Source organism: Eubacterium sp. MSJ-33 (assembly GCF_022174665.1).
GTDB lineage: Bacteria > Bacillota > Clostridia > Lachnospirales > Lachnospiraceae > Coprococcus_C.
Window position 1 is genome coordinate 1069786 of sequence record NZ_CP076562.1, and the last position, 20244, is coordinate 1090029.

The window sequence follows — 20244 nt, forward strand, 5'->3', positions numbered from 1 at the left end:
AAGCTCTGATTTATCATAACTTATGGGCAAAATTAATTCAATATGAAAAAATATAGAAAAAACTTAAGGAAAAAGTGTTTCCTTCGTCATTTTCACGATTAGGAATCCCTAATTATTCATGATTGCACAGGCTCCACCATACATACCTGCATCATTTCCAAGTGTTGCAAGCGTAAACTTCGTGTTTTTGCATGCATGGAATGCATACTCCTTGAAGTACTTCTCTGTTGTATCTGTGATAATTGTACCCGCTTTTGATACACCACCACCAATAACAAAGACTTCCGGATCAACAACACATGCGATTTGTGCCAATGCTTTACCAAGGCATTTTCCATGTCTGTCTACAATCTCAGCAGCAAGCTCATCGCCCTGCTTTGCTGCATCAAACACTTCCTTTGCAGATACATACTGTACATTACGAAGAGCAGATGGACGATCCGTTGTGTTGAGCAATGTATTTGCCATTCTTACGATACCGGTTGCTGATGTATACTGTTCCAGACATCCCTTTCTGCCACAGCCGCAAACCTCTGTCTCATCATCGTTCACCTGAATATGTCCGATCTCTCCTCCAGCGCCATTCACGCCGGAAAGCATCTTTCCATCTAAGATAATACCTCCACCAACACCGGTTCCAAGTGTTACCATAACGATGTTGCTGAAGCCTTTTCCACCACCTTGCCACATCTCGCCAAGTGCTGCCATATTGGCATCGTTACCCGCTTTAACCGGAAGTCCTATAATCTTAGATAATTCATCTGCTGCATTGAAGATTCCCCATCCAAGATTTACACAGCGAAGAACCGTTCCATCTGCCTTGACCGGTCCCGGAACACCCATTCCGATACCCTTTACTTCGCTCTTGGCAATCTGCTTTTCTGCAAGCTTATCCTCGATAGATTCTGCGATATCGCCTAAGATATACTTTCCGCCCTCATCTGTGCGTGTTGTAATCTCCCACTTATCAACCATCGTTCCTTCTGCCGTGAAAAGACCAATCTTAACTGTTGTTCCTCCGATATCTACGCCAAATACATATTTTGCCATGTTCCTCTATATCCTCCTTATTTCTCTTAGACATTATGTGAATTTTTTGCTATATTCTGTGTTACACGGTTGTACAACTCCTGCGCTGCATTGTAACCCATCTTCTTCTGTCTGTGGTTGACTGCTGCCGCCTCTACAATAACCGCAATATTCCGTCCCGGTCGAATCGGAATCGAATGACTGACAATCTTATTTCCAAGAATCTCCGTATACTGGTCTTCCAATCCAAGACGATCGTAATTTGCATCCTTATCCCATTCTTCCAAATTCACAATCAGGTCAATACTCTGTGTATGCTTTACACACTCTACGCCGAACATACTCTTGACATCGATAATTCCGATTCCTCGAAGCTCGATAAAATGTCTCGTAATATCCGGTGCAGTACCAATCAATGTCTCATCACTGACTTTCTTGATTTCCACGACATCATCGGATACAAGTCGATGTCCACGTCGTATCATCTCCAGTGCTGCTTCACTCTTACCAAGACCACTGTCACCGGTAATCATAACGCCTTCACCATATACATCAAGCAAAACTGCATGAATAGAAATGCGTGGTGCCAATTCCACATGCAACCACTTTACAACCTCGTGTACAAAATCAGAGGTTGTCTCCGATGTATCCGTCAGAATCGGTATACCGCATTTCTTTCCAGTCTCGATAATATAATCGTATGGCTTAATATTCCGACAAAAGATCAAACATGGAATCTTGAATGCAAATAACTTCTCAAATATCCGGACATTCTCTTCCTCTGTGTGCATATTCGAAATATACGCAAACTCTACATTTCCACATATCTGAATACGTGCAGAATCAAAATGTTCAAAAAATCCCGCCAACTGAACTGCCGGACGGTTCATATTCGGATCTTTAATCAATATATGATCGGTATCTATTTCAGGCGTATGATTAATCAGATTCATCTTTTGAATCAATTGGGTCACACTTACGCTATATTCTTCTTCCATGCCCTCTTACGTCTCCTTACTTATTTTGAAAAAACGGGCTGTCGCAGACGCAACAGCCCTTTGCTATTTTACTCTTCATCCTCAGACGCTACTTCCTGATATTTCTCAAGAATAAGACTCTGGATTTTGTCTCTCGTCTCAGAATTGATCGGATGTGCAATATCCCGATATTCGCCGTCCGATGCCTTTCGACTCGGCATTGCAATAAACAGTCCCTTCTCTCCTTCAATCACCTTGATATCATGCACGACAAATACATCATCAATCGTAATTGAAACAACTGCCCGCATCTTGCCCTCTTTTGTAACCTTACGTACCCTTACATCTGTGATTTGCATATTAGTCCCCCTTTTACGCAACTCTTTTTGTGAAATTATAATGCGTATCTGAAATTCTTTTCTACAATGACCTTAATCTCATTTGGATCACCGGTATGTACTGTATTCGCACGAAGTGTATCACGACTCTCCACGATACAGTTCTCAATATAACAGTTATCCCCGATATGTACATCGTTCAGAATAATTGAATTCTTGATTACGCAGTTGTTACCAATATAAACTTTTTTGAAGAGAACAGAATCCTCTACCGTACCATTGATGATACTTCCGCTCGCAATCAAACTGTTGCTTACCACTGCATCACCGTTATATTTTGCCGGTGGCAGATCCTCAACCTTGGAATATACATCCGGATGCTGGCGGAAGAAGTAATCACGGATATCTTTCTTCAGGAAATCCATATTTGTCTTGAAGTAAGAATCAATCGTACCAATATTTCTCCAGTAAGAATCCAGCTTGTATGCGTATACCTTCTTTACATTCTTATAACGAACAAGTATATCATTTACAAAATCGCTTCTGCCTTCTGCAGCACATGCCTCAAGCAGCTCAATCAACTGACGACGTCTTACAACATAAACACCGATTGAGGCTGTATTGGTTTCTGCTACGATTGGCTTTTCCTCAAAGCTGATTACACGATTGTCATCTGCAAGCTTTACAACACCGAAACGATTAATATCGTCTTCGCCCGGCTGAATATCCTTACATACAACCGTGATATCTGCTCCTGTTGCGATATGCTCCTCAAGTACCTTATTGTAGTCGAGCTTATACACTGCATCACCACTGGCAATAACAACATATGGCTCATGAGCTGATTTCAGAAAATTGATATTCTGATACAGCGCATCTGCCGTTCCCTTGTACCAGTAGCTGTTTGTTGCTGTGATTGTTGGTGTGAACAGATAAAGTCCACCCTGCTTTCTTCCGAAATCCCACCACTTAGAGGAATTTAAATGTTCATTTAATGAACGTGAATTATACTGTGTATAAACAGCTACCTTCTGAATATGAGAGTTTGTCATGTTGGAAAGAGTAAAATCGATTGCACGATAACTTCCCACGATCGGCATAGCCGCAACCGCTCTCTTTGCGGACAGCTCTCCCATTCTGCTACTATTTCCACCTGCTAAAATAATACCGATTGCTCTCATTCTACTCACCTGCCTTTATAATACTGGATCCACTCTTTAACAATCCATCCGGATATTCGTCAATGGTTGTCTCACCAGAGATGGCAACGTTCTTACCAATCTTCACGCCTGCCGGAATTACGGAATTCTCTCCGATTGTTACAAGACCGAATGAGTAGATATGTGGTGCAAGTTCATTTGGAACTTCCTCACCGACACCAAGTTCTGCGTTATCTCCAATATGAACACCCTCTGCAATAATTGCTTTGTCCATAACAACACCGTCACCAATCACAGCACCATTCATAATGATGGAATTCTTAATCACAGCACCCTTTCCGATTGTAACACCGGAACCGATAACGGAATGCTGTACAGTACCGTAAACTTCCGTTGCCTCACCAACAATACTCTCTGTCACAGATCCTTCCGGATCAATATACTGCGGCGGAAGCTGATCGCTCTTTGTATAAATTCTCCAAAATTCCTCATACAGGTTGAACTCCGGTATGATATCAACGAGTTCCATATTTGCTTCCCAGTAAGAACCAAGAGTTCCTACATCCTTCCAATAGCCCTTATACTCGTATGCACAAATCTTGCTTCCACGCTCATGGCAATATGGAATGATATGTTTACCAAAGTCACAAGAAGGCTGATCTTTCAGAGCTGTCAAAGCTTCACGAAGCAGCTTCCAATTGAATATGTAAATACCCATAGACGCCTTATTGCTCCGTGGATGCTCCGGCTTTTCCTCGAACTCCTGAATACATCCGGTATCGTCTGTGATAACAACACCGAAACGGCTTGCTTCCTCTATTGGCACCTGATAGGTTGCCAATGTGATATCGGCCTTGCTTGTCTTATGATAGTCAAGCATTGCCTCATAATCCATCTTATAGATATGATCTCCGGAGAGAATCAAAACATAGTCCGGATTATAGTAGTCAATATACTCAAGATTCTGATAGATTGCGTTCGCAGTACCCGTATACCACTGGCTGTTTGCACTCTTCTCGTATGGTGGAAGTACGGTAACACCACCGATGCTTCGATCCAGATCCCATGGGATACCGATACCGATGTGCTGGTTGAGCCGGAGTGGTCTATACTGTGTCAACACGCCGACAGTATCAACCCCCGAATTAATACAGTTGCTGAGTGGGAAATCAATAATCTTGTATTTTCCACCAAATGCAACCGCCGGCTTAGCAAGCTTCGAAGTCAAAACGCCCAGACGACTTCCCTGTCCGCCTGCTAAAAGCATAGCTATCATTTCTTTTTTAATCATAATGTCACCCCTTTTAGCATAATATGTTTGTATTATAGCATTAAACCCAAAAAAGTGAAATACTTTTAGGCAATTTTTATAATTTTTTCGTAAAAAAGCTCATTGGAATAGTGAATAATACTAAAAATTACATTTTATTACACATTTACCGTTCCTGCGACATCTTTCATTGCCTTTAAAAATGGCAAAAAATCCACTTCCAACGACGCAGCAAGTTTGATATCATCCTTTTCCTGCAGAACTTTACCAAGGCGTCCAACCGCAGACGCCATTTTCGCTTTATCTATTTTTTGTTCCTTCTCGTTGATTAGATCCTCACAATTATTGAAAACTTCAATTTCCCAATTGATTCCCTGAATCACCAGATTGAACAACTCATCCGTATCGGTCTGCCGATTATGTCTGAGTTCTGTAATCAGTGTTTCCGTTCCCGGAATGATATTTGCACTGTAGTTGTAAAGTTCTTTCAGCAATTCCTGTTGTGCAGATATTTTATCACTCATACAAAATCTCCTCCTGCCTACGACTCTTTGTTCTTTGTGACAATCTCCGTCAACGATGATGCTAGTCCTGCAATCCCGGAAATCTCACTCGGAATAATCAACTTGGTTGCCTTTCCATCAGCCGCTTTCGCAAATGCTTCAAGACTCTTCAATGTAAGAACCGCCTGATCCGGTGCAGCCTCATTTAAGAACTTGATACCATCTGCATTTGCCTGCTGTACTTTAAGGATTGCTTCTGCCTCACCTTCAGCACGACGGATTGTTGCTTCCTTCGTTGCCTCTGCACGAAGAATTGCCGACTGCTTCTCTGCTTCCGCAGAAAGAATCAGAGATTCCTTCTGACCTTCTGCCCGTAAGATTGCTGACTTCTTCTCACCTTCCGCAATCAGGATCTGCTCACGTCTCTCACGTTCTGCCTTCATCTGTTTTTCCATTGCATCCTGAATTGCTGCCGGCGGAATGATATTCTTCAACTCTACACGGTTTACTTTGATACCCCAAGGATCTGTCGCCTCATCGAGAGTTGCACGCATCTTCGTATTGATTGTCTCTCTTGACGTCAGAGTCTGGTCAAGTTCAAGCTCACCGATAATATTACGAAGAGTTGTCGCTGTTAAGTTTTCGATTGCCATGATCGGCTTTTCCACACCATATGCAAAAAGCTTCGGATCCGTAATCTGGAAGAATACGACTGTATCAATCCGCATCGTAACATTATCTTTCGTAATTACCGGCTGTGGTGCAAAATCAACAACCTGCTCCTTCATAGAAATGCGGTGTGCTACCTTATCAATCAACGGGGTTTTCAAATGTAAACCTGCTGACCATGTCGTATTGTAAGTCCCCAGACGTTCAATAACATATGCATGCGCCTGTGGTACTACACGGATCGAGCTGCAAATCACGATCACAACTAAAATAACAAGAAAAATACCTAAAATCTGTGCTCCGTTCATTTTATTCCTCCCAAATTATGAATTTTCTTTTTTAACAACCATAAGTTTTACGCCATCAATGCTATCAACCAGTACTTTGTCTCCTGCCGGAATCTTCGTTCCATCCACAGAACGCGCTGTCCAGTCCATGCCGTTCAATTTCACAACACCTTTTGCTTCGATATTATCGATGTCCTGTTTTACAACGCCTTCCTTTCCAATCAGACTATCCACATTTGTCTTCTCAATGTTCTTCATGAAGTGTTTCGTTGCAATCGGTCTGGTAAATACAAATAGGATTGTCGAAACAACAGCAAATACAAGAATCTGCACCAGCCAATGTACTCCGGTCAGCGAAATCAGTCCCGCAATGAGCGCACCTCCCGCAAACCATATGGATGTCAATCCCAGAGTAACAATCTCTACAGCAATCAGTATTACCGTAATAATCAGCCAAACTGTTAAAGCCATATGAACCTCCTCCTGCCTTATTCGTGAAACGCATTTTCTGCCATTCACACGTTATTTTTATTTTACCACACTACAAAATAATCTTCCATAAAAAAAGAAGAGAATTTCGTAAACATTGCACAAATTTAACGAAATTCTCACATTCTTTTTTATTTACCTGTTTTTAATGACTAATTTGTCTGCATTGCCCGCTTTGCACGCATACGAAGCGTCGGATCCAGAATCTTTTTACGGATACGAATAGACTTCGGTGTAATTTCCAAAAGCTCGTCAGTATCAATAAAATCAAGTGCCTGCTCCAAAGAAAGAATCTTTGGTGGTGTCAGTTTTAACGCATCATCCGAACCAGATGCACGTGTGTTAGTCAACTGTTTCTTCTTGCAGACATTAACTTCGATATCCTCTGCCTTACCGCACTGTCCAACGACCATACCGCCATAAACCTGCTCGCCCGGTCCGATAAAGAGTGTTCCACGCTCCTGTGCATTGAACAGTCCATAGGTAATACTCTCACCTGACTCAAACGCAATCAGGGAACCCTGACTTCTATAATTCATATCGCCCTTGTACGGCTGATAACCATCAAACATTGTATTGATGATACCGTTTCCTTTGGTAGCAGTCATAAAATCGCCTCGGAAACCGATCAATCCACGGGATGGAATAGAAAACTCCAGTCTCGTTGTACCATTTCCGGTTGGTGCCATGCCCTGCAGCTCACCCTTACGCTGATTCAGCATATTGATAACTGTACCGGAGAATTCATCCGGCACATCAATAACCGCAATCTCAAACGGCTCTAATTTCTTGCCCTTCTCATCTTCCTTGTAGATAACTTCTGCCTTACTTACTGCGAACTCATATCCTTCACGACGCATATTCTCGATCAATACAGACAGATGCAGCTCACCACGTCCGGATACTTTGAAGCTCTCCGTTGTATCAGTTTCTTCCACGCGAAGAGAAACATCCGTATTTAACTCACGGAACAGACGGTCACGCAGGTGACGGGAAGTAACAAACTTTCCTTCCTTACCTGCAAGCGGCGAATCATTTACCATGAAATGCATTGCGATTGTAGGCTCAGAAATCTTCTGGAACGGAATTGGTTCCGGATCATCCGGCGAACAGATTGTGTCACCGATGTGGATGTCTGAGATACCGGAAATAGCTACGATTGAACCAATACCTGCTTCGTTCACTTCTACCTTATTCAGACCTTCAAACTCATATAATTTACCAATCTTTACTTTGCGGTACTTGTCAGGCTCATGATGGTTTACGATAATCGCATCCTGGTTTAACTTAATCGTACCGTTATCTACCTTACCTACACCGATACGACCAACATACTCATTATAATCAATCGTACTAATCAAAATCTGTGTTCCGGCATCCGGATCACCGGTTGGTGCAGGGATATACTTTAAAATCGTCTCAAACAACGGCTGCATATCTGTCCCCGGTTCATCCGGTGAGAGGGACGCAATTCCCGCCTTTGCAGATGCGTATACAAATGGACAGTCAAGCTGCTTTTCATTGGCATCAAGCTCTAACAAAAGCTCTAACACTTCCTCTTCCACCTCTGCCGGTCTTGCCTCCGGACGATCAATCTTATTGATACACACGATTACGTTCAAATCCAGTTCCAACGCCTTCTTGAGCACGAACTTTGTCTGCGGCATTGCACCTTCAAATGCATCCACCACGAGAATAACACCATTTACCATCTTTAAGACACGTTCTACCTCGCCACCGAAATCGGCATGCCCCGGGGTATCTATAATGTTAATCTTCGTATTCTTATAAGTAACGGCGGTGTTTTTTGAAAGAATTGTGATACCTCTCTCACGTTCGATATCATTGGAATCCATGACACGCTCTGCTACTTCCTGATTGTCACGGAACACACCACTCTGCTTTAATAGTTCGTCCACGAGAGTTGTCTTGCCATGATCGACATGGGCGATAATTGCTACGTTTCTTACATCTTCTCTTGTAATCTGCATATCTCTTTCCTCATCTCTATATACATACTCAACTACAACAAACTTAGGTATTTTAGCACATTCTTCCCTTACTTTCAATATTTTACACAAAAAACTTTGAGAATGAAGTCCAGCCAAAAACTGGAAACTAAAAACTGTATAGCTTTCCATAGTTTTGTAAATCCTTTGTAGTAGCAACTAAAAGAACTACAGGAGATACGAATTATGGCTGGAAATAAGGTAGTAATATGCGGAGTCAACACAAGTAAACTCCCTTTGCTCAACGAGGAAGAAAAAAAGGCATTATTTGTCCGTATGAACGCAGGGGATAAAGACGCCAGAGAAGAATTCATCCGCGGAAATCTGCGTCTCGTATTAAGTGTCATTCAACGTTTTTCCGGCAGCCACGCCGAAAACTCGGATGACCTCTTTCAGGTTGGCTGTATCGGACTGATCAAAGCACTGGATAATTTTGATCAATCTCTCGATGTCAAATTCAGTACCTACGCAGTACCAATGATTATCGGCGAAGTCCGGAGATATATACGTGACAACAATGTAATCCGCGTTTCACGCTCGCTTCGTGATATTGCCTATAAAGCAATATATATGCGCGATATCCTGACAAAAAAAAATGACCGTGAACCAACGATAAATGAAATTGCCACAGCGCTTGACATTCCAAAAGAAGATATTGTCAATGCATTAGACGCAATTGCGACACCCATGTCATTATTTGAACCAGTATATCAGGAAGGTCAGGATATTCTGTATCTGATGGATCAGGTAAAAGATAAGAAAAGCAAAGAAGAAAACTGGGTAGAATCCCTCGCCTTACAGGAAGCAATGCACCGTCTGAATGAACGTGAATGGAATATCATCCGGTTGCGTTTTTTTGAAGGCAAAACCCAGACCGAAGTTGCGGATGAAATTTCTATCTCCCAGGCACAGGTCAGCCGGTTAGAAAAAAACGCCTTAAAGTCCATGCGGCATTATCTGTCAAATGAATAATCCCATGTCCGACCAGTTCCATTACATGAAAAAAGAAAGTTTCAGACATTTGCACTCGTACATCTGAAACTTCCTTTTTTCTTTATCTTACCCAATACTTAAATTCTTCATCCCCCATACGGATATAATCATCGTTCTTCAGCATGACATCAAATCCGGGCTGGATCATCTTGCCGTTCACAAATGTATGGTTGGTCGAATTCTCATCACGAATGTAACACTCACCATTGCTGATCCGGAAACTGCAATGCTTCCGGCTCACTTTGCGGTTATCCATAATCTGGTAATCACATTCCGGTGATTTTCCAACAAGAAATTCCTTCTTTTCAATCGGTATCAACGCATTTGTCCGAGAGCGAACAAGATATGGGGTGATATTGTTGTAACTCATCTGCTGCAACACTGTTGTCTCACCCTGTCCCAGATCAATATCATCCTTCAAGATTTCTTCTTTCTGCAATTCGATGATAAATGTATAGAACTCCCGAAGAGAAAACATCAGCCGGCTGTCAAGATAATGCAGAATCTGATCCACACAATTTACACACTGCATATCCGCGAACCGAATCTTACTGATAAAATTCTGCACGAACTCACAGACATTACAATCTGCAAAATCCTTCTCAATCGGCATATAAATCAGTTGCACATGCAGATTTGACAACTCAATATACATGTACTTCGTATTCAGAAGCACCTTCTTAATCGGCATATTGCAATCCTCAAAATACAATAACTGATTTAAAATATTGGACAATATTGAGAGGAACTCTCCTTTATATAACTGTTTTTTCAAAAACTGTCCAAGTGGCAGTGTTGCCGGAATCTTATAAGATAATACCCTTACACCATCCACGATACTTTGCTGACAGGTAGACTGATTTCCTAAAAAAAATGCATTGAACCCTTCCATCTCTGTCTGATTCACAATCACTGTATCTTCAATTCTGAAATTCAGATTAAATTCATCATAACTTTCCTGTATCTGGTCCATCTGCTGACCCCCTGTCCCTCTTTATTCTTTCAAGGAAAAATCTGCAATTGCATGTTCAATCGTCTTATCTGCAGCTTCCTTACCGTATTTCTCTACATCCATACGGCTCTTTGCCATGTGTGTCAGGTTTCCGTTGCCGTTCACACAACCACCCTGGCATGCCATACCTTCCATGAAATTACCATCCAGCATATTTCTTCGCAGTTTCAGCAATGCAATCTTACACTCCTCAATACCATCACAGACAACCGGTTTTAATTCAAAATCCTCTGCCCCCTGTTCCTTCATACCCTGTTTTACAGCACTGCTCAATCCGCCGGTGTGTGCAAAGATACGTCCAAAATAAGAAGCATCCTCCAGACTCTCTTCCTCCAGTGTCGTGATATCAATATCCCGGCTGTCAAGCACTGCCTGCAGTTCCTCGAAAGTCAGCGCACTGTCAATATATGGTGCAACTGTCTCCTTGCGGATCTCCATCTTCTTTGCAGTACAAGGTCCGATAAATACAACCTTCGCCGTCGGATCCTGCTCCTTGATATGTTTACCGATCATTGCCATCGGAGACAGCGTTGAAGATACATACGGCAGCATATCCGGGAAATTCTTCTCCACATAAGTTACGAACGCCGGACAGCACGAGCTTGTCAGCATGCCCTTCTCCCGTAATTCCTGTGATTCATGCCAGGTTGTCATATCTGCACCAAGTGCAACCTCCACAACTTCATCAAAGCCAAGTGCCTTGATTCCACTGATAACCTGTCCGCGCTTCGCATAGATAAACTGTCCGGCAATTGCTGGTGCAACGGCTGCATATACCTTGTATTTCTTGCCATGGTCACTGTCCTTGAGCATGTTGATAACCTGTAATATATATGATTTCTCGTTAATAGCACCAAACGGGCACTGATACACACACGCGCCACAGGCAATACACTTATCGTTATCAATCTTCGCTTCCTGATCCTCATTCATTGTGATTGCGCCGATCTTACAAGCCTGCTGACACGGACGCTTAAAATCCGATATAGCACTATACGGACACGCCTTTGCGCAGGCACCACACTCCTTACACTTGGACTTATCAATATGCGCTTTCTGATGCTCATCAATCGTAATTGCACCGAACTTACATGCATCCGCACACCGGTGTGCCAGACATCCACGACAATGCTGTCCGACTTCATATCCGCCAACCGGACACTCATCGCAGGCAATCTCCATGACTTCTATCACGTTATCATTATCCGGATTGCCCCCCATTGCCATCTTGACCTGTTCACTCACAATTGCACGCTCCTTAAATACGCAGCATCGCATCGTCGGTTTCTTACCCGGAATAATCTTCATCGGAATATCCAGGATTCCTTCGAGCAGTGTGCCGTCCCACGCCATACGTGCAACTTCGCGCAGCACTTCATAACGAAAATATTGGGTTCTGGTGTCAAATTTTCTCATATTTTTTCTAGAGAGATTTCTCTCCTTCTCCTACTTTTATGTCGTAACATGAAATATATACAATTATCTTAATATTTCTGATAATTTCTGTCAACGAAAAGAATCTATTTTCGTGTATTTTTTAATGATTGTCCCCCTGTGCCTGTGAAAGCATCTGCTCTTTTACCTGATACAGTTTTTTTGATAAATCCACATAATGGATGTGTGGATTCGTAAATCTCTGCTCCTCTTCCCATATCTGGTTGTCAAGCTGTTCCGTTACATATGCCTTAATCTCATCTAATTCCGGTTTATCATATACCAGCTTTCCATCGCGGAAAATAGGCACCTGCAGTTCTTTCACATCCACGTTTTCAAACTTCATCTTTTTCCATGGCTTAACCGGATCCACATAAGCAAATGGCTCGTCTCCATTTACCTTCTCATCATACATTGTGATAAGATCAGCAAGCGCATACCCGGTCTCTCGGCTATAGATCCGCCACAGTTTCTTTCTACCCGGATTCGTAATCTTCTCAACGTTCTCAGAGATCTTGATTCTCGGCACAAATTCTCCGGCATCATTCTGTACTGCGGCAAGCTTATAGACACCGCCAAAAATCGGATCGGATTTTGAAGTGATCATCCGTTCTCCGACACCATATGAATTAATACTTGCATTTTGTTTTTTCAGTGATTGCATCAAAAACTCATCCACACTGTTCGATACAACGATCTTACAGTCCTGCATGTTATGTGCATCAAGTGTCTTACGGATTTTCTTTGAGAAATACGCCAGATCGCCACTGTCGATACGCACACCTTTCAAGCGTTTTCCGGCAGGCTCCAACACTTCCTTTGCCACGCGGATGGCATTCACCAATCCGCTGTTTAATATATCATACGTATCAATCAACAATGTGCAGTTATCCGGATAAACTTCTGCATACGCCTTAAATGCTTCATACTCATTGTCAAAAAACTGAATCCAGCTATGTGCCATTGTCCCAATCGCCGGCACCCCAAATCGTTCATCTGCCAATACAGTCGCCGTTGCAGCTGCACCACCAATGTAAGCAGCTCTTGCGCCAAGAATTGCCGCATCACCGCCATGTGCACGTCTCGCACCAAACTCCATCACAACCGCACCGCTCTCCGCCGCTGTCCGGCAGATGCGTGATGCCTTTGTTGCAATCAAAGACTGGAAATTCATTGTAAGTAAAAGCATTGTCTCGATAAGCTGTGCTTCAATTACCGGTGCCGTCACCGTGACAAGGGGCGTATTCGGATAACAGATCGTTCCCTCTGGCAATGCATCGATATTTCCTGTAAATTTAAACCCGGCAAGATACTTCAGAAATCCTTCTGAGAACTCACCCTTGCTCCGTAGGAACTCGATATCTTCCCTCGAGAAATGCATATTCTCGATATACTCGATCAACTGCTCTAATCCGGCAGATACAACAAACCCGCCGTTGTCCGGGTTCTTCCGGTAGAACATATCAAATACGACCTTTTTATCTTTAAATCCTTTTTCAAAGTATCCATTGGACATCGTCAGTTCATAATAGTCCATCAACATTGTCAGATTTCTCATAGAATAAACATCTCCATTTCCCATGCCCGAAAACATACGATTTCATGTTTCCATACGCTTCATGTTTCCATAATTAGAAAAACTGCTGCACCAAAGCGATGGTGCAACAGCCTTTGTCTTTTTATTTCATTTTAGTTGTTAAATCCACGATAGATAATATCGGATCTCTTCGGTCCGTTGGAAACCATCGTGATCGGGAATCCAATCTGTTCCTCGATAAACTCGATATACTTACGGCAGTTCTCCGGAAGATCCTCGTACTTCTTAATTCCCCGGATATCCTGTTTCCATCCCGGAAGCACCTTATATACCGGCTTTGCTTTCTTTAATCTTGCGGTTGTCGGAAAGTCCGTTGTCACCTCTCCGTCGATGTCGTAACCGACACAGACCGGAATCTCATCAAGATAGCCAAGTACATCCAATACCGTAAATGCAACATCGGTTGTACCCTGAATACGGCAGCCATACTTCGATGCCACACAGTCAAACCATCCCATACGTCTTGGTCGTCCGGTTGTTGCACCGAACTCTCCTCCATCACCACCGCGACGGCGAAGTTCATCTGCCTCTTCTCCAAAAATCTCGCTGACGAACTCACCTGCTCCAACAGCGGAAGAATATGCCTTACATACTGTTACAATCTGTTTAATCTCATATGGCGGAATACCCGCTCCGATTGCACCATAGGCTGCCAGTGTAGAAGAAGATGTAACCATTGGATAGATTCCGTGATCCGGATCCTTCATAGAACCAAGCTGTCCTTCCAATAGGATATGCTTTCCTTCTTTGATTGCCTTGTACAAATATGCAGATACATCACAAACAAACGGAGCTACCATCTCCTTGTACTCCATCAAAGTATTATATACTTCATCTACTGTAAGAAGTGGTTTCTTGTACAGATACTCCAACAATACATTCTTTGATGCAATTACACGCTCTATCTTGTCACGCAACGCCGCCTCATCATCGAACAACTCGCTTACCTGGAAACCAATCTTTGCATATTTATCTGAATAAAACGGAGCAATACCGGACTTTGTAGAGCCGAAAGACTTTCCTGCCAGTCTCTCCTCTTCGTATTCATCAAATAATACATGATATGGCATTACCATCTGTGCACGATCCGATACTAAAATCTTCGGCATTGGAACACCTTTATCTGTAATTGACTTTACTTCATTGAACAATACCGGAATATTCAGTGCTACACCATTTCCAATAATGCTGGTTGTATGGTCATAAAATACGCCAGAAGGAAGTGTATGCAACGCAAACTTTCCATAGTTATTTACAATCGTATGACCTGCATTTGCTCCACCCTGAAAACGTACGATAATGTCTGCTTTCTCTGCGAGCATATCTGTAATTTTACCTTTACCTTCGTCACCCCAATTAGCGCCTACTACTGCCTGTACCATAGTCTAACCTGTTACCTCCGTTTTTATCACTTTGCAATTAATAGTGTGCCGACCACAGCCGACCTGTCTATTTTACTTTATTTTTACAATAAAATCAATACACATCCGTGATTACGCATCTTATACGTTAATCTCTGCTTTTACACCAAGGATATCTTTGTTTGCATCAAGAATTGGCTGAATCTGCTCTGCCAGAAACTCAGCTGTCTGCTCCGGTGCACGTCCAACGAAGTTCTTTGGATCAAGCAATGCTTCAATCTCTTCTCTCGTCATTCCAAACGCAGAATCGCATGCAATCAGCTCTACTAAGTTATTCTCGTTTCCATACTTCTTGACCTGCTCACCAGCAATCATAGAATACTCACGAATCTTCTCATGCAGTTCCTGACGGTTTCCACCACGTTTTACGGCATCCATCATAATGTTCTCGGTTGCCATAAATGGGATTTCCTTCATGAAGTGCTGATAGATAACCTTGTCATATACAACGAGTCCGTCTACAACATTTAAGTAAAGGTCCAAAATACCGTCAATAGCAAGAAATGCTTCCGGCACAGAAATCCTCTTATTTGCAGAATCATCCAGTGTACGTTCAAACCACTGTGTACTTGCCACAATTGCCGGGTTCAAAGCATCTGCCATCACATAGTCAGCCAGAGAGGCGATTCGCTCACTCCGCATCGGATTACGCTTATATGCCATCGCTGAGGAACCAATCTGATTCTTTTCAAACGGTTCTTCTACTTCCTTCAAATGCTGCAGAAGACGGATATCATTCGAAAACTTATGTGCAGACATTGCAATACCGGAAAGTACATTTAAGACTCTTGCATCAACTTTTCTGGAATATGTCTGTCCGGAAACCGGATAACATGCTGCAAATCCCATCTTCTCTGCGATTTTGCCGTCGATTTTCTTTACTGTCTCATGGTCGCCCTCAAACAGCTCTAAAAAACTTGCCTGTGTACCGGTTGTTCCTTTACAGCCAAGCAGCTTCTGCTGCCCAATCATATATTCAAGATCCGCTAAATCCAGCAATAACTCCTGCATCCAGAGTGTTGCACGCTTACCGACTGTCGTTGGCTGTGCAGGCTGAAAATGTGTGAATGCCAGTGTTGGAAGATCCTTGTATGTATCCGCAAACTTTGCAAGCTCATTGATTACATTGATCAGCTTTGTACGGACAAGCTTCATTGCCTCTGTCATGATAATCACATCTGTGTTATCTCCGACATAGCAGCTTGTCGCACCCAGATGGATAATCCCTGCTGCTTTCGGGCACTGTTGTCCATATGCATATACATGGCTCATAACATCATGGCGCACAAGTTTTTCACGTTCTCTTGCCACATCGTAGTTGATATCCTCCACATGGCTTTTCAGTTCATCAATCTGCTCGTCTGTAATACGTGGATTGCCATCTGCATCCTTTAATCCAAGCTCCTTCTCTGTCTCAGCAAGTGCAATCCATAATTTTCGCCACGTCTTAAACTTCATGTCCGGAGAAAAAATATACTGCATCTCCTTGCTTGCGTATCTTTCCGAAAGTGGGCTTACATACTTATCTCTGCTCATAAAAACCTCCATATATTTATATATTTTCCTCACATGCATTTTCTATTATACACCTTATGCGTCATATTCGCCACGAATATCTTCTTTTGGTGGATCAATTGGCCATTTTCCTGTGAAACAACCCTGGCAGAACTGTCTGCCTCCGGTCAGTTCCGGCAGCCGTTCAAGCTTAAGGTATCCCAGCGAATCTGCACCGATGATCTGACGGATCTCCTCAATCGTACGGTTGTACGCAATCAACTGGTCGCTGTCCGGTACATCCGTTCCGAAATAACAAGGATATAAGAATGGCGGTGATGAAATCCGCACATGGACTTCCTTTGCACCGGCTTCCTTCAACATGCTGACAATCCGGTCACTTGTCGTTCCTCTCACAATAGAATCATCAATCATAATAACACGCTTTCCGGCGACTGCATCCTTTAGAACATTCAACTTTACACGTACGCTGGATTCACGCTGACTCTGCTTTGGCTTAATAAAAGTTCGTCCGACATAACCATTTTTTACAAATGCGGTTCCGTATGGGATACCGGATTCGAGCGAATAGCCAAGTGCCGCTGCATTTCCTGATTCAGGCACTCCAACTACCAAATCTGCATCAACCGGACTATCCTTCGCGAGACATCTTCCGGCAATAATACGCGACTGATACACACTCATGCCATCAATCACGCTGTCCGGTCTTGCAAAATAAATATATTCAAATATGCATCTGCCATGCTCCTTCTGGCACAGTTCCTTATGACTCTCAATGCCCCGCGGCGATATAACGACCATCTCACCCGGTTCTACATCCCGGACAAATTCCGCCCCGATTGTATCAAGTGCACAGCTTTCGGATGCAAGCACATATGCATTGTCACGCTTTCCAATACAAAGCGGACGGAATCCAAATGGATCACGGGCACCAATCAGTTTTCTCGGACTCATAACAATCAGTGAATAGGATCCAACTAATTTACGCATTGCATTTTGGACTGCTTCTTCGACACAAGTTGTCTTGACACGCTCTCTCGCGATATGATATGCAATCACCTCAGAGTCAATCGTTGTCTGGAAGATTGCACCATCATGTGCCAGTTCTCTTCGAAGTTCCGGTGCATTGACCAAATTTCCGTTATGTGCAAGCCCAAGTGTACCTTTTATATAGTTCAGTACAAGCGGCTGTGCATTTTCTCTGGTACTTGCCCCTGCAGTTGAATACCTCACATGTCCAACACCGATGTTTCCGCTGAGCTTATCGAAATCTTCCTGCGTGAATACTTCATTCACGAGACCCATTCCCTTTGCTGACAGGACTTTACCTTTTGGTCCATCCGTATCGGATACCGCAATACCACAACTTTCCTGTCCTCTGTGCTGCAAAGCGAACAGTCCATAGTAAATCGTTCTAGCCACATCATGTCCATCAAAATCATACATGCCGAAGACTCCACATTCTTCGTGCAGACCGTCATCCTGATAGTGTTCCATTACATCACTCATATCGCACGTTCCTCTCATTATAATCTTATTATCCGCATATTGCTTCTTTTTTGGGTATTTTTTTCAAACCTTGCTTATTATAACCTAGATAACTTAAAGTATCAAACAGTTTATGCAGTTTTTTCGAGTTTTCGTGAATTTATATAGCGTTTTACTTGTTTTTTTGATATAATAGTGCCAATCTAATAAAAATTCCAAGCTGGAGGGTTAATATGCAGGAAAAAAGAAAGAATGTTAGACTTCCGATTAAATTAAAACTGGAAGTTTCTAATTTATTTAAGCAGGACGGTGTGAAAATTGAGAATCTTGACGCTGAAATTGAGGTCTTTGATATTTCCAAGGCCGGTATTGGATTCATGTCTCTGTCCAAACTTCCGGTTAATTATTATTTCAATGCCACAATCGAATTTGAGAACCGGGAAGAAGTAATTTTATCCGTTGTAAAGATTCTGTATGTAACACCAATCGGTAATGCCGGTTACCGCTATGGTTGTGAGTTTGTCGGTCTGCCTTCCATGTATGATTATATCTTTGAAGAGTATGCACAGAATCTGTAGTTTCTGATTTCATACATACAAACAAAAAAGTTGTGTACACTATTCGTACACAACTTTTTGTTTGTATTAATTTTCTATTTCCTGACTCTCTGCCTCTGCTGGCGGCTGATACTCTTCAAAGACCAGTTCTTCTCCTCTGTGGAATGCCTCAGTACTGTCCTTTTTGAATAAAACAATCAATGTCTGGAACAGAAGCTTGATATCCAGCCAGAAACTGTACTCTTCAATATACGTCAGATCCAGAATCAGCTTATCCTTCGGCGATGTGTTATATTTGCCGGCAATCTGTGCATGTCCGGTAATTCCTGCCTTTACACGCAGCCGGTACTCAAATTCCGGAAGGACAGACGTGTAGTTAAACACATTTGCAAGCATTTCCGGTCTTGGTCCTACCACACTCATGTCCCCCTTTAAGACATTAAAAAACTGTGGTATCTCATCCAACCGGTATTTTCGTAAAAACCTCCCCACACGGGTTACACGTTCATCATCTTCCACAACCGAATAATTCTGTACATTCTCCCGCATTGTTCGAAACTTATACACAGAAAAGATTTTTCCATCCCGCGTTGCACGGTTCTGCTTGAAAATAATGCTTCCATGATCATCAATCTTAATCATGATGATAACGGCCAACATAATCGGCGATGTGAGAATCAAAGCGATCACAGATATGATAATATCCATTGTACGTTTGATAAACCTCTGTTCCAATGTCAGCCCCTTTGAATAATTACAATACACCGATACATCATCCAGAATAAAATGTTTCGCACTCTTCTCAATGACATCATGCATATCCGGATTAAAGTATACGTTCTTCATATTCTGATAACAATACTCCAAAATCTGCGTACGATCCTGAACCGGCACATCGTAAATAAATATCGTATCATGATCCTGGATATACTGTTTCAAATTCACATCCCGGTAATCCACAACACGGCTTATCTTATATTGCAGCTTATACTTTAATATACCGCGCGCAATCTCATTCAGGCTCTGCTGGGAAGATGTGACGATAATACAATCTTCCGGCCGGTATATCTTAAAATACAGATGATTACCACCATATACAAAAATCAGAATGACAACAAACTGTATCACCAGAATCGGCACCAGCAAATATGGCTGTTCCAATTTAAAACTATGATTGTTCATCTGATTTGTATTCATGATAGACAATACTATAACATCAATCACATCCGTAAATATCTGGTTTAGAAACAGCGACAAAACAATCGGCTTGCTTTTTCGTTTTCCTATATCATAATGTCCATAAATGGTCGAAAACATGTAATGCATGACCACATATGCCGCAATCGTAATTCCAGACGTTCGGGACAGATTCCAAAGCTGCCAGTTTGACTTTGCATAAATTCCATACAATACAAAAAACAATATCAAATTCAAAATTGCCTTGAGAAAAAACACAAGGGATGTCTCAAGTTTTCTGGTATTATTTATCATAAACT

18 protein-coding genes are annotated in these 20244 nt (G+C 42.4%); 2 read left to right on the forward strand and 16 right to left on the reverse strand.

All coding sequences use genetic code 11. The features are described 5' to 3' along the window. Positions 1–108 precede the first annotated feature (108 nt). From KP625_RS04985 to typA, 9 genes are all read right to left on the reverse strand, one after another. Positions 109–1050 (reverse strand): ROK family glucokinase, encoded by a 942-nt coding sequence (locus KP625_RS04985; RefSeq protein WP_177970644.1) that lies wholly within the window; start codon positions 1048–1050, stop codon positions 109–111. Between the two features lie 26 nt (positions 1051–1076). Beyond that, complete coding sequence (gene hprK, locus KP625_RS04990) at positions 1077–2027, reverse strand: HPr(Ser) kinase/phosphatase (RefSeq protein ID WP_177970643.1); 951 nt, start codon at positions 2025–2027, stop codon at positions 1077–1079. Between the two features lie 68 nt (positions 2028–2095). Then, positions 2096–2365 (reverse strand): septation regulator SpoVG, encoded by a 270-nt coding sequence (spoVG, locus tag KP625_RS04995; protein ID WP_177970642.1) that lies wholly within the window; start codon positions 2363–2365, stop codon positions 2096–2098. 35 nt (positions 2366–2400) lie between these two features. Then, complete coding sequence (glgD, locus tag KP625_RS05000) at positions 2401–3525, reverse strand: glucose-1-phosphate adenylyltransferase subunit GlgD (protein WP_177970641.1); 1125 nt, start codon at positions 3523–3525, stop codon at positions 2401–2403. 1 nt (position 3526) lies between these two features. Next, a complete protein-coding gene (locus tag KP625_RS05005) occupies positions 3527–4795 on the reverse strand; it encodes a glucose-1-phosphate adenylyltransferase (RefSeq protein WP_177970640.1) in 1269 nt (422 codons plus the stop codon). A gap of 137 nt (positions 4796–4932) precedes the next feature. Continuing rightward, entirely contained in the window at positions 4933–5298 is a 366-nt protein-coding gene (locus KP625_RS05010; protein WP_238299627.1) for a hypothetical protein, read from the reverse strand. Between the two features lie 17 nt (positions 5299–5315). Continuing rightward, positions 5316–6254, reverse strand: a complete 939-nt coding sequence (locus KP625_RS05015) for an SPFH domain-containing protein (RefSeq protein WP_177969250.1) — start codon at positions 6252–6254, stop codon at positions 5316–5318. Positions 6255–6269: 15 nt separating this feature from the next. After that, positions 6270–6704: an NfeD family protein gene (locus tag KP625_RS05020; RefSeq protein WP_177969249.1), complete on the reverse strand. Its 435-nt coding sequence runs from the start codon at positions 6702–6704 to the stop codon at positions 6270–6272. Positions 6705–6874: 170 nt separating this feature from the next. After that, complete coding sequence (typA, locus tag KP625_RS05025; protein ID WP_177969248.1) at positions 6875–8713, reverse strand: translational GTPase TypA; 1839 nt, start codon at positions 8711–8713, stop codon at positions 6875–6877. A gap of 204 nt (positions 8714–8917) precedes the next feature. On the opposite strand from typA, the gene sigG reads away from it, so the two are divergent. Continuing rightward, positions 8918–9703, forward strand: coding sequence for an RNA polymerase sporulation sigma factor SigG (gene sigG, locus KP625_RS05030; RefSeq protein WP_238299628.1), 786 nt, complete (start codon positions 8918–8920; stop codon positions 9701–9703). 82 nt (positions 9704–9785) lie between these two features. Here sigG and KP625_RS05035 read toward each other — a convergent pair whose 3' ends face one another. The 6 genes from KP625_RS05035 to purF form a co-directional block, all read right to left on the reverse strand. Then, positions 9786–10697: an FHA domain-containing protein gene (locus tag KP625_RS05035; protein ID WP_177969246.1), complete on the reverse strand. Its 912-nt coding sequence runs from the start codon at positions 10695–10697 to the stop codon at positions 9786–9788. 21 nt (positions 10698–10718) lie between these two features. Continuing rightward, entirely contained in the window at positions 10719–12152 is a 1434-nt protein-coding gene (locus KP625_RS05040) for a 4Fe-4S dicluster domain-containing protein (RefSeq protein ID WP_177969245.1), read from the reverse strand. Positions 12153–12273: 121 nt separating this feature from the next. Beyond that, positions 12274–13752 carry a nicotinate phosphoribosyltransferase gene (locus tag KP625_RS05045; RefSeq protein WP_238299629.1) on the reverse strand — a complete coding sequence of 493 codons (1479 nt, stop codon included), beginning with the start codon at positions 13750–13752 and terminating at the stop codon, positions 12274–12276. Positions 13753–13859: 107 nt separating this feature from the next. Next, positions 13860–15149, reverse strand: coding sequence for an adenylosuccinate synthase (locus KP625_RS05050; protein WP_177969243.1), 1290 nt, complete (start codon positions 15147–15149; stop codon positions 13860–13862). Positions 15150–15269: 120 nt separating this feature from the next. Further along, positions 15270–16724 (reverse strand): adenylosuccinate lyase, encoded by a 1455-nt coding sequence (gene purB, locus KP625_RS05055; protein WP_177969242.1) that lies wholly within the window; start codon positions 16722–16724, stop codon positions 15270–15272. Positions 16725–16778: 54 nt separating this feature from the next. Next, positions 16779–18212, reverse strand: coding sequence for an amidophosphoribosyltransferase (gene purF, locus KP625_RS05060; RefSeq protein ID WP_238299630.1), 1434 nt, complete (start codon positions 18210–18212; stop codon positions 16779–16781). Between the two features lie 212 nt (positions 18213–18424). Here purF and KP625_RS05065 point away from each other — a divergent pair, with 212 nt between their 5' ends. After that, positions 18425–18769, forward strand: coding sequence for a PilZ domain-containing protein (locus KP625_RS05065; protein ID WP_021984191.1), 345 nt, complete (start codon positions 18425–18427; stop codon positions 18767–18769). A 66-nt stretch (positions 18770–18835) separates the two neighbouring features. On the opposite strand, the gene KP625_RS05070 is transcribed toward KP625_RS05065, so the two are convergent. Then, the gene (locus KP625_RS05070) at positions 18836–20239 is read right to left on the reverse strand and encodes an exopolysaccharide biosynthesis polyprenyl glycosylphosphotransferase (RefSeq protein ID WP_238299631.1); all 1404 of its coding nucleotides are present in this window, start codon (positions 20237–20239) and stop codon (positions 18836–18838) included. Between the last annotated feature and the right edge of the window lie 5 nt (positions 20240–20244).

What these genes read in the sequence shown, in the direction of transcription:
- KP625_RS05045 (WP_238299629.1), bottom strand. Translation starts at nt 13,752, where the DNA reads ATGGGAAATGGAGATGTTTATTCTATGAGAAATCTGACAATGTTGATG.
- typA (WP_177969248.1), bottom strand. Translation starts at nt 8,713, where the DNA reads ATGCAGATTACAAGAGAAGATGTAAGAAACGTAGCAATTATCGCCCAT.
- KP625_RS04985 (WP_177970644.1), bottom strand. Translation starts at nt 1,050, where the DNA reads ATGGCAAAATATGTATTTGGCGTAGATATCGGAGGAACAACAGTTAAG.
- KP625_RS05065 (WP_021984191.1), top strand. Translation starts at nt 18,425, where the DNA reads ATGCAGGAAAAAAGAAAGAATGTTAGACTTCCGATTAAATTAAAACTG.
- KP625_RS05015 (WP_177969250.1), bottom strand. Translation starts at nt 6,254, where the DNA reads ATGAACGGAGCACAGATTTTAGGTATTTTTCTTGTTATTTTAGTTGTG.
- KP625_RS05050 (WP_177969243.1), bottom strand. Translation starts at nt 15,149, where the DNA reads ATGGTACAGGCAGTAGTAGGCGCTAATTGGGGTGACGAAGGTAAAGGT.
- glgD (WP_177970641.1), bottom strand. Translation starts at nt 3,525, where the DNA reads ATGAGAGCAATCGGTATTATTTTAGCAGGTGGAAATAGTAGCAGAATG.
- KP625_RS05010 (WP_238299627.1), bottom strand. Translation starts at nt 5,298, where the DNA reads ATGAGTGATAAAATATCTGCACAACAGGAATTGCTGAAAGAACTTTAC.
- KP625_RS05070 (WP_238299631.1), bottom strand. Translation starts at nt 20,239, where the DNA reads ATGATAAATAATACCAGAAAACTTGAGACATCCCTTGTGTTTTTTCTC.
- KP625_RS05020 (WP_177969249.1), bottom strand. Translation starts at nt 6,704, where the DNA reads ATGGCTTTAACAGTTTGGCTGATTATTACGGTAATACTGATTGCTGTA.
- purF (WP_238299630.1), bottom strand. Translation starts at nt 18,212, where the DNA reads ATGAGTGATGTAATGGAACACTATCAGGATGACGGTCTGCACGAAGAA.
- KP625_RS05005 (WP_177970640.1), bottom strand. Translation starts at nt 4,795, where the DNA reads ATGATTAAAAAAGAAATGATAGCTATGCTTTTAGCAGGCGGACAGGGA.
- purB (WP_177969242.1), bottom strand. Translation starts at nt 16,724, where the DNA reads ATGAGCAGAGATAAGTATGTAAGCCCACTTTCGGAAAGATACGCAAGC.
- spoVG (WP_177970642.1), bottom strand. Translation starts at nt 2,365, where the DNA reads ATGCAAATCACAGATGTAAGGGTACGTAAGGTTACAAAAGAGGGCAAG.
- sigG (WP_238299628.1), top strand. Translation starts at nt 8,918, where the DNA reads ATGGCTGGAAATAAGGTAGTAATATGCGGAGTCAACACAAGTAAACTC.
- hprK (WP_177970643.1), bottom strand. Translation starts at nt 2,027, where the DNA reads ATGGAAGAAGAATATAGCGTAAGTGTGACCCAATTGATTCAAAAGATG.
- KP625_RS05040 (WP_177969245.1), bottom strand. Translation starts at nt 12,152, where the DNA reads ATGAGAAAATTTGACACCAGAACCCAATATTTTCGTTATGAAGTGCTG.
- KP625_RS05035 (WP_177969246.1), bottom strand. Translation starts at nt 10,697, where the DNA reads ATGGACCAGATACAGGAAAGTTATGATGAATTTAATCTGAATTTCAGA.